This is a genomic window from Amorphus coralli DSM 19760 (genome assembly GCF_000374525.1).
GTDB classification, from domain to species: Bacteria; Pseudomonadota; Alphaproteobacteria; order Rhizobiales; family Amorphaceae; genus Amorphus; species Amorphus coralli.
Map to the genome: position 1 here is coordinate 822840 of NZ_KB894570.1, position 14442 is coordinate 837281.

Annotated in this window: 14 protein-coding genes; 5 read left to right on the forward strand and 9 right to left on the reverse strand. The window is 67.1% G+C overall.

The window, feature by feature from the left end:
- Positions 1-48 precede the first annotated feature (48 nt).
- Positions 49-297, forward strand: coding sequence for an HVA1 family protein (locus C507_RS22985; protein ID WP_169508943.1), 249 nt, complete (start codon positions 49-51; stop codon positions 295-297).
- Here C507_RS22985 and C507_RS20275 read toward each other — a convergent pair.
- The 5 genes from C507_RS20275 to C507_RS0103770 all read right to left on the reverse strand — a co-directional run bounded on the left by C507_RS20275 (position 284) and on the right by C507_RS0103770 (position 4694).
- Positions 284-2167, reverse strand: coding sequence for a sensor histidine kinase (locus C507_RS20275; RefSeq protein WP_018698321.1), 1884 nt, complete (start codon positions 2165-2167; stop codon positions 284-286). The genes C507_RS22985 and C507_RS20275 overlap by 14 nt on opposite strands.
- Positions 2168-2413: 246 nt before the next feature.
- Complete coding sequence (locus tag C507_RS0103755; RefSeq protein WP_026318819.1) at positions 2414-2902, reverse strand: YciE/YciF ferroxidase family protein; 489 nt, start codon at positions 2900-2902, stop codon at positions 2414-2416.
- Between the two features lie 67 nt (positions 2903-2969).
- Positions 2970-3128, reverse strand: coding sequence for a DUF3309 family protein (locus C507_RS22675; RefSeq protein WP_018698323.1), 159 nt, complete (start codon positions 3126-3128; stop codon positions 2970-2972).
- 106 nt (positions 3129-3234) lie between these two features.
- Entirely contained in the window at positions 3235-3432 is a 198-nt protein-coding gene (locus tag C507_RS0103765) for a CsbD family protein (RefSeq protein WP_018698324.1), read from the reverse strand.
- A gap of 200 nt (positions 3433-3632) precedes the next feature.
- The gene (locus C507_RS0103770; RefSeq protein WP_018698325.1) at positions 3633-4694 is read right to left on the reverse strand and encodes a YihY/virulence factor BrkB family protein; all 1062 of its coding nucleotides are present in this window, start codon (positions 4692-4694) and stop codon (positions 3633-3635) included.
- Positions 4695-4846: 152 nt separating this feature from the next.
- Between C507_RS0103770 and C507_RS0103775 the strand changes: the two genes are divergently transcribed.
- A complete protein-coding gene (locus C507_RS0103775; RefSeq protein ID WP_018698326.1) occupies positions 4847-5107 on the forward strand; it encodes a DUF7218 family protein in 261 nt (86 codons plus the stop codon).
- A gap of 70 nt (positions 5108-5177) precedes the next feature.
- On the opposite strand, the gene C507_RS0103780 is transcribed toward C507_RS0103775, so the two are convergent.
- Positions 5178-5738 (reverse strand): type 1 glutamine amidotransferase domain-containing protein, encoded by a 561-nt coding sequence (locus C507_RS0103780; protein ID WP_018698327.1) that lies wholly within the window; start codon positions 5736-5738, stop codon positions 5178-5180.
- 247 nt (positions 5739-5985) lie between these two features.
- Between C507_RS0103780 and ku the strand changes: the two genes are divergently transcribed.
- Both ku and ligD read left to right on the forward strand, forming a co-directional pair.
- Positions 5986-6921, forward strand: coding sequence for a non-homologous end joining protein Ku (ku, locus tag C507_RS20280; RefSeq protein WP_018698328.1), 936 nt, complete (start codon positions 5986-5988; stop codon positions 6919-6921).
- A gap of 3 nt (positions 6922-6924) precedes the next feature.
- Positions 6925-9582: a DNA ligase D gene (ligD, locus tag C507_RS20285; RefSeq protein ID WP_018698329.1), complete on the forward strand. Its 2658-nt coding sequence runs from the start codon at positions 6925-6927 to the stop codon at positions 9580-9582.
- A gap of 12 nt (positions 9583-9594) precedes the next feature.
- Here ligD and C507_RS0103795 read toward each other — a convergent pair whose 3' ends face one another.
- A complete protein-coding gene (locus C507_RS0103795) occupies positions 9595-10581 on the reverse strand; it encodes a phosphotransferase enzyme family protein (RefSeq protein WP_018698330.1) in 987 nt (328 codons plus the stop codon).
- Positions 10582-10746: 165 nt separating this feature from the next.
- Between C507_RS0103795 and C507_RS0103800 the strand changes: the two genes are divergently transcribed.
- Positions 10747-12042, forward strand: a complete 1296-nt coding sequence (locus C507_RS0103800; protein WP_018698331.1) for a glycerate kinase type-2 family protein — start codon at positions 10747-10749, stop codon at positions 12040-12042.
- Positions 12043-12060: 18 nt separating this feature from the next.
- On the opposite strand, the gene C507_RS0103805 is transcribed toward C507_RS0103800, so the two are convergent.
- Both C507_RS0103805 and C507_RS0103810 read right to left on the reverse strand, forming a co-directional pair.
- The gene (locus C507_RS0103805) at positions 12061-13248 is read right to left on the reverse strand and encodes a YbfB/YjiJ family MFS transporter (RefSeq protein WP_018698332.1); all 1188 of its coding nucleotides are present in this window, start codon (positions 13246-13248) and stop codon (positions 12061-12063) included.
- A 335-nt stretch (positions 13249-13583) separates the two neighbouring features.
- A complete protein-coding gene (locus tag C507_RS0103810) occupies positions 13584-14432 on the reverse strand; it encodes an ABC transporter permease (protein WP_018698333.1) in 849 nt (282 codons plus the stop codon).
- Positions 14433-14442 lie beyond the last annotated feature (10 nt).

The window sequence follows — 14442 nt, forward strand, 5'->3', positions numbered from 1 at the left end:
CCTCCGGAGACGTGTCCGGAGAACGGTCCACCGCGAATGGTGTTCGTCATGTACTCAGTAGGAACAACGGTTCTGTGGCGGCAGGGCGACCGGCTCGACGCCGGCACCGTCCGCGAAATCTTCATGCGTCGCGTCACCCGGACGCTCGCCGAGCGCCGGATCACCCGCGAGGCAAACCCGGGCAACCCGGTCTATCTCGTGGAGCGGGCGGCGGACGGCGATGAGCTCCTGAAGAGCCATGCGGAAATCCGTCCGACGGGCCGCCCTGCGTATCCGGATCGCCTCAGCCGCCGATGACCGGCTGAGGGTCGCGGTCGTCGTCCACGCGCGGCCGTATCTGCTCCAGCGGTATCCGGAAGGACGCCTTGAAGCCGTCCGGCGCAAAATCAAGATTGACGTCCGCCTCGAGCGAGCGGGCCACGTTGCGCTCGATGACCACGCGGCCGAACCCGCGTCGCGAGGGTTTCGTCACCGGCGGACCGCCCTCTTCCGTCCATCGGAGATCCAGGATGGGCGCGTCGGCATCGACCGACCAGGTCACCCCGACCTTTCCGACTTCGTTGGAAAGCGCGCCATATTTCGCGGCGTTCGTCGCGAGTTCGTGCAGGGCCAGGCTCAGCGTCTGCATGGCGTCCGGAGACAGCCTGATGTCGGGGCCCTCCACGATGATCCGATCCTGATCCTCGGGCGTGTAGTGGCCGAGCTGCCCGTGAACCACGTCGCGCAGGCTGGCACCACTCCAGTTGCCGGCCACAAGCAGATCCTGCGCGCCGGCCAGCGCCCGGACGCGCTCGCCGAATTTTCCGAGAAACTCCGAAACGGTCTCCGATTGCTGCGCGGTCTGGCGGGCAATTGCCTGCACCACGGCCAGCAGATTCTTGGAGCGATGACTTAGCTCGCGCATCACCAGCCGCATCCGCTGCTCGTAATCCTTGCGCTCGGTGATGTCGACCGCGGCGCAGATCACGCCGCGCAGGTCGCCATCGGGGGCGAAGTCCGGCTCTGCCGTCAGGACGAACCAGCGCACCTCGTCGTCCATGTGCACCCGAACTTCGGCCGACTGGACCTCCTCCGTCTCCATCGCCTCCTTCTTCAGGGCAATGATGCCGGAGCGCTCCGGCTCCTGGTACAGGTCCGCATCCGTCTTGCCGATGACCGGGCCGCCATAGTCCGCGGACCAGTTCGACCACGTGTAGCGAAGGTCCCGATCCTGGCTGAAGACCAGAATGTCGCTGGACCGCAGGGCGAGATTGAAGCGCTGCACCGTGGCGGACAGCCTGCGGCTGAGGTCGGAGCGCATCGCCTCGAGCCGTTTCGATCGGGTGATATCGATCGCGGTGCCGACCAGCCCCTTCGGTTCCCCGTGATCCCCCCAGGCCGGCGTCACATCGACCCGGAACCAGGATGTGGAGCTGCCCTCCGGAACCTCGACCTCGAAGGTCTCGGGCTCGCCGGTCTCCAGCACCCGCTCCTTGTGGCTGATGATCAGGCTGCGTGCCGGTTCGGCGAGGATCTGCGTGTCGGTGTAACCGACCATGTCCTCGACCGTGAGGCCGAGACGCGGGTTGTGGACCCAGGTGTATCGAAGGTCGGAATCCTGGGCGAAGACCGTGATCTGCGCGCCGCTGGTCGCGGCGTCGTAGAGCTTCTTCACCTCGTGAATTTCGGCGGTTCGCTCCGCCACCTGCCGCTCCAGCTCGTTGCGGGCGGTTTCCAGTTCATCGAAGGCGCGCTGCCGCGCTTCCACCTCGGCGACGAGCTGCTTGTTGACGGCTTCGATCCCGGAAATGGAGGGAAGCCGGGTCAGCGCCGGCACGAGGCGCCAGATGATGACGGCCGCGACGATGGAGATGATGGCCGTCGCCGCCTTGATCAGGCCCTGCAGCCCGTAGGCCGGAACCCACAGGGTGATGAGCCCGGCCAGGTGGGTGAGCCCGCACGCGATGATGAAGGCAGCAAACAGGACGACGACTTTGCCAGTGTCTCCGGTCAGGTCGCCCCGGCGCCGCGCGAGGGCCAGGATGGCTATGGGTATCGCGAAGTAGGCAAGTGCGATTGCGGCATCGGAGACCGCGTGCAGCGCCACGAGGTCCGGCCGCCACAACAGACAGTAGCCGTGCGGCATGAAGCTCGCGGCACCGAAGAGATAGGTCAGTACGGAATCCATAGACCAGGCCTTTGTACGTCTACCCTTGCCGGCATGTCCGGCCCTGCGGCGTTGCTGACTCGCATCAACACCCAGCTATACGCCGCCCCCGAGGCCATTGGACAGACGCGCCTGTAGGAATTCGGTTCCAGGCTGGATGTGAAAGTTTGGCAGGAAGCGATCCGCGTCCCCTTCAACCACACGAAAACGCCCGCGCTCCGATGGAACGCGGGCGTCGGTGTCATTCGACGTGCGGGGCGATGCCGGTCAGGCCGCCTGCTTGTTGAGCCCGCCTTCGGCGAGATCCGACAGCTTGCGATCGGCGGCATATTCCTGGTCGAGATTCGCCTGGAGCAGCGGCACTGCCTTGGTGTGGCCGAGGCGCTTGGCCCATGCCACGAGCGTCCCGTAGCGGGTGATCTCGTAGTGCTCGACGGCTTGGGCGGCGGCGATCATGCCGGCGTCGCGCGCATCCGCGTCGGTCGCCTCTTCCATGATCTCCTTGCCTTCTTCGAGGATGCCGTCGATGGCCTCGCAGGTGACGCCGCGCGCCTTCAGGCCGAGGATTTCGAAGACCTTCTCCAGATTCTCGATCTGGCCCTCGGTTTCCTCGCGATGATGCTCGAACGCGTCCTTCAAATTGTCGGAGTCGGCCTTGCGCGCCATTTTCGGCAGCGTCTTCAGGACCTGCTTCTCCGCATAGTAGATGTCGCGCACGAAATGGACGAACAGGTCGTCGAGGGTCTTCATAGACATAGGATCTTTTCCTCGCGGTCTGGCCCGGTGTCCGGGCCGGTCGGTGGAACGGGTACGGGAATGGAGATCAGATGCGCCCGAGCAGGAGCAGGATCAGCAGGACGATCAGGACCAGTCCGATCAGTCCGCCGGGTCCGTAGCCCCATCCGCGGCTGTAGGGCCACGTGGGCAAGGCACCGATCAGAAGCAGAATCACGATGATGAGCAGGATTGTGCCGAGCGTCATGCCGATCGATCTCCGGTGGTGCCCCTGGTGACAATCCCGAGAGGCCTAAGGGTCGGTCAGGCCGGGCCGCCGCCTCCCTTGCGGAAAGCGGCGGCGCCTGCCGGGGTCAGTGGCGCTCCAGCCACTCGTCGATCTGACGGTCGGCCTCATCCTTCTCCACGCCGTAGCGCTCCTGGATGCGGCCGGCGAGCTTGTCGCGGTTGCCCTCGATCACGTCCATGTCGTCGTTGGTGAGCTTGCCCCACTGGGCCTGGACGTTGCCGGAGAACTGCTTCCACTGGCCTTCGATGCGATCCCAATTCATGGCGTCTTCCTTTCCGGGCAAAGCTCTCCCGTCGGGCGTCAACGGCCCGCGGTAACTTGCCCATTGAATGAAATTCAGAAACGGTAACTTCAGGATCGCCGTCTTGCGGCGCCCTTCGTCAGTAAAACTCAGGGAGCCAGCACAGGTTCCAACAGCTTGTCTGTCGGAACGTGATTTTTTGCTATCCCACTCGTGACCCCTCAGCCGCCGCCGGACGTTGCGCCCAGCGTGTCGGCCACATGGGCGCCGCGCTCGCCCATCGGCTTCTCGGGGCCGACCGTGGTGTCGTGCGAGGTCTGGTGCTCGATCTCGGCGTTGATCTCCGCGCCCGCCAGGAAGATGTACGCCGTGACGTAGATCCACAACATCAGGCCGATAACGGCGCCCAGCGAGCCGTAGGTGGCGGAGTAGTCGGCAAAGCGCGACAGGTAGAAGGACACGCCCAGCGCCGCGGCGATCCAGATCACCGAGAAGAGCACCGAGCCGAACGAGATCCAGTGTAGCCGCGCGCTGCTGCGACTGGGCCCGATCCGGTAGAGGACCGAGGCCGCCGCCACCATGACGATGAAGAAGATCGGGGCCGACAGGAGCCGCATGTAGAAGTCGGTGCGCTCGGAGAAGCCCACTGCGCTGATGAGGACCGGCAGGATGATCACCACGTTCACGACCACGACGGCCATGATAATGATGCCCACCGCCACGGCAAAGGTGGTCGCGTAAAGGCGCCAGAGGGGCCGTTTCTCCGCCTCCCCGTACGCCACGTTCAGCGCCTGGAAGACGGCCCGGACGGCCGTGTTAACGCTCCACAGCGCCACCAGGAGGCTGAGCAGCGCCGCGAGGCCGAGGCTCCCATCGCGGGCCTGGCTGATGCGCTGGAGTTCGGTGCCGAGGAGCTCCAGGACGCTCGGCGGCAGGTAGCCTGACAGGAACTGGATCTGGCCCTGCAACGCACTCGCATCGGTGAGGAGGCCATAGACGGAAACGAGCGCGACGATGGCCGGGAACAGCCCCATCACGCCGTAGAAGGTGACGCCGGCCGCGATCAGCCCCAGCCGGTCGGCCATGGCGCGCCGGTAGACGCGCAGCAAAATGTCCTTCCAGCCCTTCAGCGGGATCGCCATCGGGCTCTCGGCCCTTCGGCCCCGCCCCCGGACCGGCACGCTCTCCTCGACATCCTCCAGGACGCCCTCCTGCGGTCGTCCCTCCTCGGAGGTGTCGTCGTCGGTCTTGCTGCTGGTCGTCACGGTGTCGGCAATCGTCATCCGGTCAATTCCTTGGCCCCACCCTGCCGGGTCAACGACCGGCGCACCCGGTCGTTCCCATCCACCCCGCGCCGCCGCGCCGGGAACCAGTCGATCGCACCGCCGGTTACCCGAGCGCAACCGCACGACCCGACCAACAATGGAGAGCCAACATGGCAAAGTCGCACGGCAAGCAGGTGAAGGACGACGAGCTTTACGAAGAGCTGCGCAAGCAGGGCAACAGCAAGGAAAAGGCGGCGCGGATCGCCAATGCCAAAGCGGCGGGCGACAAGCCGTCGAAGAAGGGGGGCAAGGCGCCGCCCTACGAGGAGTGGACGAAGGACGATCTTTACGAACGCGCCAAGGAGATCGGCATCGACGGGCGCTCGAAGATGTCCAAGCAGGAGCTGGTCTCCGCACTGCGCTCCCACTGACACGAAAAACGGCGGCCGCCCGGGGGCGACCGCCGCTTTGCTTGAAGCCTGAAAGTCAGGCGAAGCTTCCTCAGGCGGCGTGGCGCTCGTGGCGACCTTCCTGCACCTCCTCGATGATCTTGGAGACGAAGGCGTCCAGGTCGCCGGGGTTACGCGAGGTGATGATCGCCTCCTCGCAAACCACTTCCTCGTCCTTCCAGATGGCGCCGGCATTTTCCATGTCGGTGCGGATCGACGGGTAGGACGTGGCGGCGCGGCCCTTCACGGCACCGGCCTCGATGAGAAGCCACGGCGCGTGGCAGATGGCCGCCACCGGCTTGCCGCTCTCCACGAAGGCGCGGATCAGCGTCATCGCGTCCTCGTCGACGCGCAGCATATCCGGGTTGATCTGGCCGCCCGGCAGGACGATCGCGTGGTAGTCGGACACGGACACGTCGGCGATCTTCTTCTCCGCCGGAACCTCGCGGCCCCAGTCGTCCTTGTCCCAGCCCTTGATGGCCTGTCCGTCCGGCGTCGCGACGTCGACGGTCGCGCCGGCCTCACGCAGCTTCTTCAGCGGAACTTCCAGCTCCGACTGCTCGAAGCCGTGCGTGGAAACGATAACGATCTTGGCCTGGTCGATGGCAGTCATGGTCGATCTCCTGGTTGGTTGTCGGGTCGCAGCCCGGCGGTGCGAACCACCGGTGCGACCATGCCCACCCCGTTGCCGCCGAGAACGTCGTGCCGTCGCGGAAGGTTCCAGAAAATCCCCCGCTGCCGGGCAGAGCGAACGATTCGTCGCCGGCGGCGTTGATTCGGCTGCCATGACGATTGGGATGACGACTGGGAGGGCGTCGCGGGTCCGATACCCCGCGCGCCTGCTGACGAAGGAGATGACGATGGCACCCTCACGCCCCATCTGGAGCGGCCAGATCCGGCTGGCCCTCGTGTCCGTGCCGGTGAAGCTCTACAGCGCCACGCGCTCCAGCGCGAAGCTGTCCTTTCACCAGATCCACGAGCCGAGCGGCAAGCGCATCCGCTACGAGAAGGTCGTGCCCGGCATCGGCCCCGTCGACCGCGACGAGATCGTGAAGGGATACGAATTCGAGAAAGGCAAATATGTTCTCGTCACCGACGAGGACATCGACGACGTCAAGATCGAGGCGAAGAAGACCCTCGATCTCGTGCAGTTCGTCGACGCCTGCGAGATCGACCCGATCTATTTCGACCGGCCCTACTACGTGGTGCCCGACGACGAACTGGCGGAAGATGCTTTCCGGGTGCTGCGCGACGCACTCAAGCACACCGGCAAGGTCGGCCTCGGCCAGTTCGTGATGCGCGGTCGGGAATATGTCGGCGCGCTCAAGCCCTGCGGCTCCGGCCTGATGATCGAGACGCTGCGCTTTCAGGACGAGCTGCACCGCGCGACGCCGTATTTCTCCGACCTCTCGGACGAAAAATCCGACGACGAGCTGGTCTCTATCGCCGAGGAGCTGATCGAGCGGAAGTCCGCGCCGTTCAAGGCCGCGGCCTTCAAGGACCGCTTCAATGACGCGCTGCGCGAGCTCATCGAACGCAAGGCGAAGGGCCGCAAGACCGAGGTCGCCGTCGACGAGGACACCGCCGACAACGGCAAGGTCGTCGACCTGATGGCCGCCTTGAAGAAAAGCCTGGGCGAGGACGGCAAGACGAAATCGTCACGCTCCGGAGGCTCCCGCGCCAAGACGCGCACCACCGCCTCGAAGACGTCGGGCAATTCATCGAAACCGGCCAAGTCGGGAGGCGCGGCCAAGTCGTCGTCGCGGCAGCGCAAGAGCCCCTCGAAGGCCGCCTAGGCCATGGCCGATCTCTCCGTCTACAAGTCGAAGCGGGACTTCTCGCGCACGTCCGAGCCTTCCGGCGACGAGGCGGAAGGCGCCGACGGCTTCTTCGTCGTCCAGAAGCACGCCGCAAGTCGCCTTCACTACGATTTTCGCCTCGCCATCGGCGGCGTTCTGGCGAGTTGGGCGGTCACGAAGGGGCCGAGCCTCGACCCGAGCGAGAAGCGCCTCGCGGTTCGCACCGAGGATCATCCGCTCGACTATGCCGACTTCGAGGGGACCATCCCGAAGGACGCCTATGGTGGCGGCACGGTCATGCTGTGGGACCACGGGGCGTTCGAAGCGGAGGACGACCCGGCCAGGGGGCTGAAGGAGGGCAAGCTGAAGCTGACGCTCTCCGGCGAGCGCCTGAAGGGCAGTTTCGCCCTGGTCCGCATGGCGAACCGGCGCAAGAGCGACCGGGGCCGCGAGAACTGGCTCCTCATCAAGCACGACGACGCGGACGCCTCGACCGAACGCGACATCCAGGAGGCCGACTGGAGCGTCACCACGGGGCGGTCCATGGCAGAGATTGCCGATGGTAAGCCGGCAAAGAAGCGCGCCGCGCGCCGGCGCAGTGCCTCGCGTCTCTCCGCCACCAAGGCCGAAGCGATGAAGGGTGCGTCGCCGGCCACGGGAAAAAAGGCGAATGGCACCGGCCCGGCGCGCAGCGCGAAGAGCATCGGTCCCACCGGCAAGCCGCCAAAGTTCGTGTCGCCGCAACTCGCCACGCTGGTCGACGAGGCGCCGGACGATGAGGGCTTCCTGTTCGAGACCAAGTTCGACGGCTACCGGATGATCGCCGCCTGCGACGGCGACGCGGTGCGCTGCTACACCCGCTCGGGCAAGGACTGGACCGCGAAGTTCGGTCCCCTCCCCGCAGCCCTCGCGAAACTCAACCTGGCCGACACGCTTCTCGACGGCGAGGTGATCGTCTCCGACGACGCCGGCCGCAGCGACTTCGGCGCGCTCCAGAAGGCGCTCAAGGAGGACCCGGGCGCGCTCGCCTTCATGGTCTTCGATATCCTGCGCCACCAGGGAGAGGATCTTCGCTCGAGGCCCCTCACCGAGCGCAAGGCGGTTCTGGAGAAGGTGCTCGGCAAGGCGCGGTCGCCACTCCACCTGTCCACCTACATCGAGGGCGACGGCCAGCGTATCTCGCGCCTGGCCTGCAGCCGCGGCTTCGAGGGCATCATCGCCAAGAAGGCGGACGGCCGCTATCGGTCTTCCCGCAGCCGCGACTGGCTCAAGATCAAGTGCGTGAAGCGCCAGGAGTTTGTCATCGGCGGCTGGTCGCCCTCCACGAAGGCGCGTCCCTTTTCCTCTCTCCTCCTCGGCGTCCACGAGAACGGCGGTCTGCGCTATTCGGGCCGGGTGGGCACGGGATTCGGCGACGATCTGCTGGAGGAAATCGGCGCCCTTCTGAAGAAGCGAACCCGTAAGACCGTCCCTTTCGACAGCGTTCCCTCCGATGTGGCCCGCACCGCCCGCTGGGTCAGGCCCGATCTTGTCGCCGAGGTCCGCTACGCCGAGGTGACCCGCGACGGCGCCGTCCGGCACGCGGTGTTCGAGGGATTGCGCGAGGACAAGGCGGCAAGCGAGATCGTGGCGGAAACGCCGGACCTGACAGCCTCCCGATCTGGGAAGCCTGCCTCCGGCAAGACGCCGTCAGGGCGGGCGGCGAAGCGTGCGTCGACCGCCACGACCGCGAAGGGAGGCAACACCATGGGGAACGACGAAGCGCGGGTGGCGGGCGTTCGCCTGACCCATCCCGACCGGATCCTGTTTCCGAAGATGGACGTCACCAAGAAGGCGCTCGCGGAGTATTTCGAGGCGGTCGCCGACGTCATGCTGCCGGAGCTGAAGGACCGCGCCGTCAGCCTCGTGCGCTGCCCCGAGGGCCGGCAGAAATCCTGCTTTTTCCAGAAGCACGCCGGCGCCGGCCTGCCTGAGGCGTTCGACACGCGGCCGGTGACGGAGCGTTCCGGCAAGACCCAGGATTATCTCATCGTGCCCAGCCGCGAGGCGCTGGTCTCCTGTGCCCAGGTCGGCGCGCTGGAGCTCCACATCTGGGGCAGCCGTCTCGACCGGATCGAGCGGCCCGACAGGCTGGTTTTCGACCTCGACCCGGATGAGGGTCTCGGCTTCGAAAAGGTCCGCAAGGCGGCGTTCGATCTCGCCGAGGTGCTGCGCTCGGCCGACCTGGAGGCCTGGCCGATGGTCACCGGCGGCAAGGGCGTCCACCTCGTCATCGCGCTGGAGCGGCGGCTGGAGTGGGACGCCGTGACGGCTTTCGCGCGCGGCTTTGCGGGCAAGATGGAAGAGCTCGATCCGGACCGGTTCGTCGCCTCCATGTCGAAGAAGAAGCGCACGGGAAAGATCTTCATCGACCATTTCCGCAACCAGTTCGGCTCCACAGCGATCGCCCCCTTCTCGCCGCGCTCAAGGGAAGGCGCGCCGATCGCGATGCCCGTCTCGTGGGACGAATTGCGGGGGCTGAAGTCCGCGTCCGCCTTCAGCGTCGCCGATGGCGGCAAGTCGCTTGCGGCACGGGCGGATGCGTGGCCTGGGGAAAAGGACCGCCGGCAGCGCCTGACCTCGAAGACTGCCGAGGCGCTCGGCATCGATCTCGACTGACGGACGGCGGACTTACCCAAATCGCGTCAGGTAGTTTTCCGCGAGATCGCAGGAGACGGACGCGAAGCGCGGGGCCAGGTCGCGGGCGGTGTCGGTTTCGGCATGCGACCCGATCCAGGCAAGCAGCGCCAGCCGCCGCAGCATGACGAAGGTGGGGATTTCCGCCGCCTCCTCCGCCGGTAGTGCTCCAACCCGCCGGTATCCTGTGAGCCAGGCGTCGATCCAGTCCGGCACGTCCGGGTGATCCTCGTTGAAGGACAGCGCCGTGGCCACGTCGTAGAGAAACCAGCCGAAACCGCTGTCGTCGAAATCGATGACCCTGGTCTCGCCGGCGTGGACCAGAAGGTTGGCGAGCCGGACGTCGGCATGGATCAGCCCGTAGCGCTCCGATCCCTTGCCGTGGCGCGCCAGCCGCTCCCGCACGACGCTCTCCAGGCGGCCCAGCACCGCTCGCGACGTTTCATCGACGCTCGGCCCGTCCTGCCAGCGCCCCCAGGTGGGCGTTTGGCCCAGGATCGTCTCCTCGTCCCAGGTCAGCCGCTCGAACCCGGCCGGGCGCCGCCAACCCCGAGCGTGGTGGTGCAGTCGGGCGGAAATTTCTCCAAGCCGCTCCAGCGGGCCGGCCAGGTCGTCGCCCGCCTCCGGCTCGCGGCCCTCGATGAAGTCGAACATGACCATGTGGCGGGGCGCCGTGTCCGCGTCGGGCGCGTCGCGGACGATGCGCCGGCCGTCCCGGGCTGCGATCACCGGTGGGGTCGGCACACCCGCCTCGAGGCGCAGCGCGTCCATCCAGGCGAGCTCGCTCTCGATGGCCCGCTCGCTGTGGTAACCGAGGCGATGCACCCGCAGGATCGATCGCCAGCCCGGTGCCGTCACAAGGTAGGTCGCATTTTCCGACAGGTTGATGAGTTGCGCCGCCGCCCCCTCCGGCAGGTCCCAGTGAACCAGCGCCGCATTTGCCAGCCGGTGGAGGGAAGCAACGGACGATAGGACGGCCACAGGTCGGGATACCTCGGTCAGACGGGATGCGGGCGGCATGACGCCGCGATTGGCAGCGGTCAGACCGGACCGTCGCCGCAGTGCGGCAGGACGTCAACTCCGTTCCGCCTTTGACAGGATGCCTTCATTCGGCGAGATAAGGGCCTCTCTACCTTGGATAATCCCGTGACCGTTTCGAATCCCTCCGCCTCCGACGAGATCGCTGCCGCCCGCCGGCTGCTGCGCAACCTGTTCGACGCGGCCGTGGCCCGCGCGCATCCGGAAAGCTGCCTCGCCGCCTACCTGCCCGAGCCGCCGAAAGGCCGCACGGTCATCATCGGCGCGGGCAAGGCATCGGCCGCCATGGCCCGTGCCTTCGAGCAGGCCTGGGAGGGGCCCATCGAGGGCGTGGTCCTCACCCGCTTCGGCCATGGCGAGCCGACCGAGCGCATCCGTATCGTGGAAGGGGCACACCCGGTGCCCGACGCCGCTGGCGAGGCCGGCACCCGGGAGATGCTGGCGCTGCTGGACGGCCTCACGGAAGACGACCTGGTCATCTGCCTCCTGTCGGGCGGCGGCTCCGCGTTGCTCGCAGGCCCGCCGCCGGGCGTGTCGCTGGAGGACCTGCAGACGCTCGGTCGCGGGCTGCTCAAATCCGGCGCCCCCATCTCCGCCATGAACACCGTGCGCAAACACGTCTCCACCGTGGCCGGCGGCCGGCTGGCACTTGCCGCCAGACCCGCCCGGCTGGTCACGCTGGCCATCTCCGACGTGCCCGGCGACGATCCCGGCATCATCGCCTCCGGCCCGACCATCGGCGACGAGACCACGGCCGCCGACGCCAGGGCCATCATCGAGGCCTACGGCATCGCGTGCCCGGAAAGCATCGCCGAATGGCTCGGCAGCGAGGGGGCGGAAACGCCGGCGCTCGACGATCCGCGCCTCGCCCACGCCAGCTACGAACTGGTGGCGGCCCCTGCCCTGTCGCTGGAGGCGGCTGCGGAGATCGCGCGGTCCGAGGGCTACACGCCCATCGTTCTCGGCGACCGGATCGAGGGCGAGGCCCGGGAGGTGGCGAAGGTGCTTGCGGCCATCGCCCAGTCCTGCGTCGATCATGGCCAGCCCGGCGCTGCCCCTTGCGTGGTGCTGTCGGGCGGCGAGACCTCGGTGACGGTGCGCGGCGAGGGCCGCGGCGGACGCAACGCGGAGTTTCAGCTGGCGCTCGCCGTGGAGTTGGCCGGCCATCCGAAGCTCACCGCGATTGCCTGCGACACCGACGGCATCGACGGCTCGGAGGACAATGCCGGCGCCTTTGTCGATCCCACCACGCTGGCGCGCGGCCGGGAGAAGGGTCTCGATGCCCGCGCCTACCTCGATCGCAACGACGCTTACAGCTATTTCGAGGCGCTGGGCGATCTCGTCATCACCGGCCCGACCCGCACGAACGTCAACGATTTCCGCGCCATCCTGGTCGAGCCCTGAGGCCCGAGCGGCAGCCGCTCAGTCGCCTGCAGCAAGCGGCTTCTGGAAGGCGGCCAGCAGGCCGGCAAGGAGGAGCGTCGCCCCGGCGGCGATCAGTCCCAGCGTGAGGTCGCTGCTCGCGTCGGCGATGTAGCCCGCCGCCACCGGACCGATCAGCTGGCCCACCGCGAAGATCGTCGTGAACAGCGCGATGGAAGCCCCCCACTGGGCCTCGGGCAGGTTGTTGCGCCCGAACGCCGTCACCGATCCCGGTCCCATGAAGAACGAGCCGCCGAACACGAAGGCGGACGCCAGCACGCCAATCGCGCCTGGCACGACGAGCGGCAGCAGCGTGGCCACCCCCGTCGCCGTGCAGGCGAGCGCCATGGGGACGCCGCCGGAATGGCGCGCCAGCACCCCGCGCCACAGGAGCGGCGAGGCCATCACCATGATGCCGATGAGCGACCACATGGCCGCCACCAGCCCCACCGATGCCTGCTCCTCCCGCATCCAGGCCACGATGAAGGTCAGGTAGACGATGTAGCCCACGGCGAAGAGGAAGTAGGCGATCAGCTCCAGGCTCATCGCCGGCCACGGCAACCGGCCCGGTTTCGGCGCGGCCGAGCCGCGGGTTCCCGGCGCCACCGAACGGACCACCCAGGCGGTCGGGATCAGCGTCACGAGGCTCACGAGCCCCATCCCGATCCAGACCTCCGGCCAGGCGGCGGGATTGCCCTGCAGCACGAAAGGCAGCGTGCTGCCGGACAGGAACATGCCGATGCCGCCGCCGCCGAAATAGAGCGCGATCGCCGCCGCCGATCGCACCGGCTGGCCCCGGAAGACGGCAGAGACCATCGCGCCGCCGGCAATGAAGGCCGGCGCGCCGCCGACGCCTGCCAGCACGCGCCAGAGAGTTAGAAACCAGAAATTCTCGGTGAAACCGGAGAAGAGAAGCGCCACGGCCGTCAGCGCCATGCCGGCGGCGAACAGAACCCGCGAGCCGAGCCGCGCGATCAGCGTCAGCCCGACCAGCGCGCCGATCAGGTAACCGAGCGCGTTGGCGGTGTTGATCCAGCCGGCCTGGGTGTAGTTCCAGCCGAGATCGTCGCGCATGGCCGGCAGGATCAGCCCGTAGGCGAAGCGGGCAAAGCCGTTGCTGACGGCGGGCGCCAGCGCCAGCGCGCCGACCAGCAGCCACTGGCGGACGGGGGTCTCTTCCGGCTTCATCGGATTACGGCCAGAGGCCGCGCCATACCCTGCCGGCGGACAATCTCCGATGCCTGGCGGTCGTGTGCCATGCCGCCTCCCTCCGCGATGCGCACCCGTCCCCGCGGATCGGATCAGTTGCCCGGTCCGGGGACATCTTCTCGTTGCCGGGATTGAAGACGGCCTTCCGGTGGCTGTCCACCGCCGCCGGACGCGCGGCTGTCATGCAGGACAGGACGGGATTTGGGGCCGGCGCTGCGCGGGCAACGTCCCGCGCTGTTTCCGCAGCTCTGCGCAATATCGCGCACGACTGCGCAAGGTCCGCGGTGCGCAGAACTGCGCACCGCCAGGGCCGGTCAGCCCTTGATGCCGCGCAGCTTCTCCCCGCGCCGGCGCAGCAGTTCCATGGCCGTCAGCAGCAGGATCGACATGGCCACGAGGATCGAGGCGAGTGCCAGGATCGTCGGACTGATCTCCTCTCTCAACCCGGAGAACATGCGCACCGTCATGGGTGTCTGTTCGGGGCCGGCCAGGAAGATCACAACGACCACCTCGTCGAGGGAGGTGATGAAGGCGAACAGACCGCCCGCGATCACGCCCGGCAGAAGCAGCGGCAGGATGATCTTGAAGAAGGTCGTCACCTGGTTGGCGCCCAGGCTGGCGGAGGCCCGCAACAGCTGTTCGTCGAAGCTCGACATGGCCGCGGTCACGGTGATCACCACGAACGGCGTGCCCAGCACCACGTGCGCCATGATGATGGCGAAGAAGGTGTTGGCCAGGTTAACCCGCGCATAGAAGGAGAACAGCGCAGCCGCCGTGATGATGAGCGGCACGATCATCGGCGAGATCAGGAGCGCCGTGATCGCCGCGCGGAACGGCATGTGCCGACGCGACAGGCCGAGCGCCGCCAGCGTGCCCAGCGACGTGGACACGATGGTCGACGAGATCGAGATGATGAACGAGTTCCGGATCGAGAACAGCCATTCCTCGCTGCCCAGCAGGTCCTCGTACCAGCGCAGCGAATAGCCGGCAGGGTCGAAGGACAGCATCTTCTCGGTGAAGGTGAAGTACGGCTCCGCGTTGAAGGAGAGCGGCACGATCACCAGGATCGGGAAGATCAGGAACAGGAAGATCAGGGCGCAGATGATCCGGTAGCTGTAGTACCAGATCCGCTCGCCGGTGCCGGCATAGGCAGGAAGCGACATGACGGGTCCT

What these genes read in the sequence shown, in the direction of transcription:
- C507_RS22985 (WP_169508943.1), top strand. Translation starts at nt 49, where the DNA reads ATGTACTCAGTAGGAACAACGGTTCTGTGGCGGCAGGGCGACCGGCTC.
- C507_RS20275 (WP_018698321.1), bottom strand. Translation starts at nt 2,167, where the DNA reads ATGGATTCCGTACTGACCTATCTCTTCGGTGCCGCGAGCTTCATGCCG.
- C507_RS0103755 (WP_026318819.1), bottom strand. Translation starts at nt 2,902, where the DNA reads ATGTCTATGAAGACCCTCGACGACCTGTTCGTCCATTTCGTGCGCGAC.
- C507_RS22675 (WP_018698323.1), bottom strand. Translation starts at nt 3,128, where the DNA reads ATGACGCTCGGCACAATCCTGCTCATCATCGTGATTCTGCTTCTGATC.
- C507_RS0103765 (WP_018698324.1), bottom strand. Translation starts at nt 3,432, where the DNA reads ATGAATTGGGATCGCATCGAAGGCCAGTGGAAGCAGTTCTCCGGCAAC.
- C507_RS0103770 (WP_018698325.1), bottom strand. Translation starts at nt 4,694, where the DNA reads ATGACGATTGCCGACACCGTGACGACCAGCAGCAAGACCGACGACGAC.
- C507_RS0103775 (WP_018698326.1), top strand. Translation starts at nt 4,847, where the DNA reads ATGGCAAAGTCGCACGGCAAGCAGGTGAAGGACGACGAGCTTTACGAA.
- C507_RS0103780 (WP_018698327.1), bottom strand. Translation starts at nt 5,738, where the DNA reads ATGACTGCCATCGACCAGGCCAAGATCGTTATCGTTTCCACGCACGGC.
- ku (WP_018698328.1), top strand. Translation starts at nt 5,986, where the DNA reads ATGGCACCCTCACGCCCCATCTGGAGCGGCCAGATCCGGCTGGCCCTC.
- ligD (WP_018698329.1), top strand. Translation starts at nt 6,925, where the DNA reads ATGGCCGATCTCTCCGTCTACAAGTCGAAGCGGGACTTCTCGCGCACG.
- C507_RS0103805 (WP_018698332.1), bottom strand. Translation starts at nt 13,248, where the DNA reads ATGAAGCCGGAAGAGACCCCCGTCCGCCAGTGGCTGCTGGTCGGCGCG.
- C507_RS0103810 (WP_018698333.1), bottom strand. Translation starts at nt 14,432, where the DNA reads ATGTCGCTTCCTGCCTATGCCGGCACCGGCGAGCGGATCTGGTACTAC.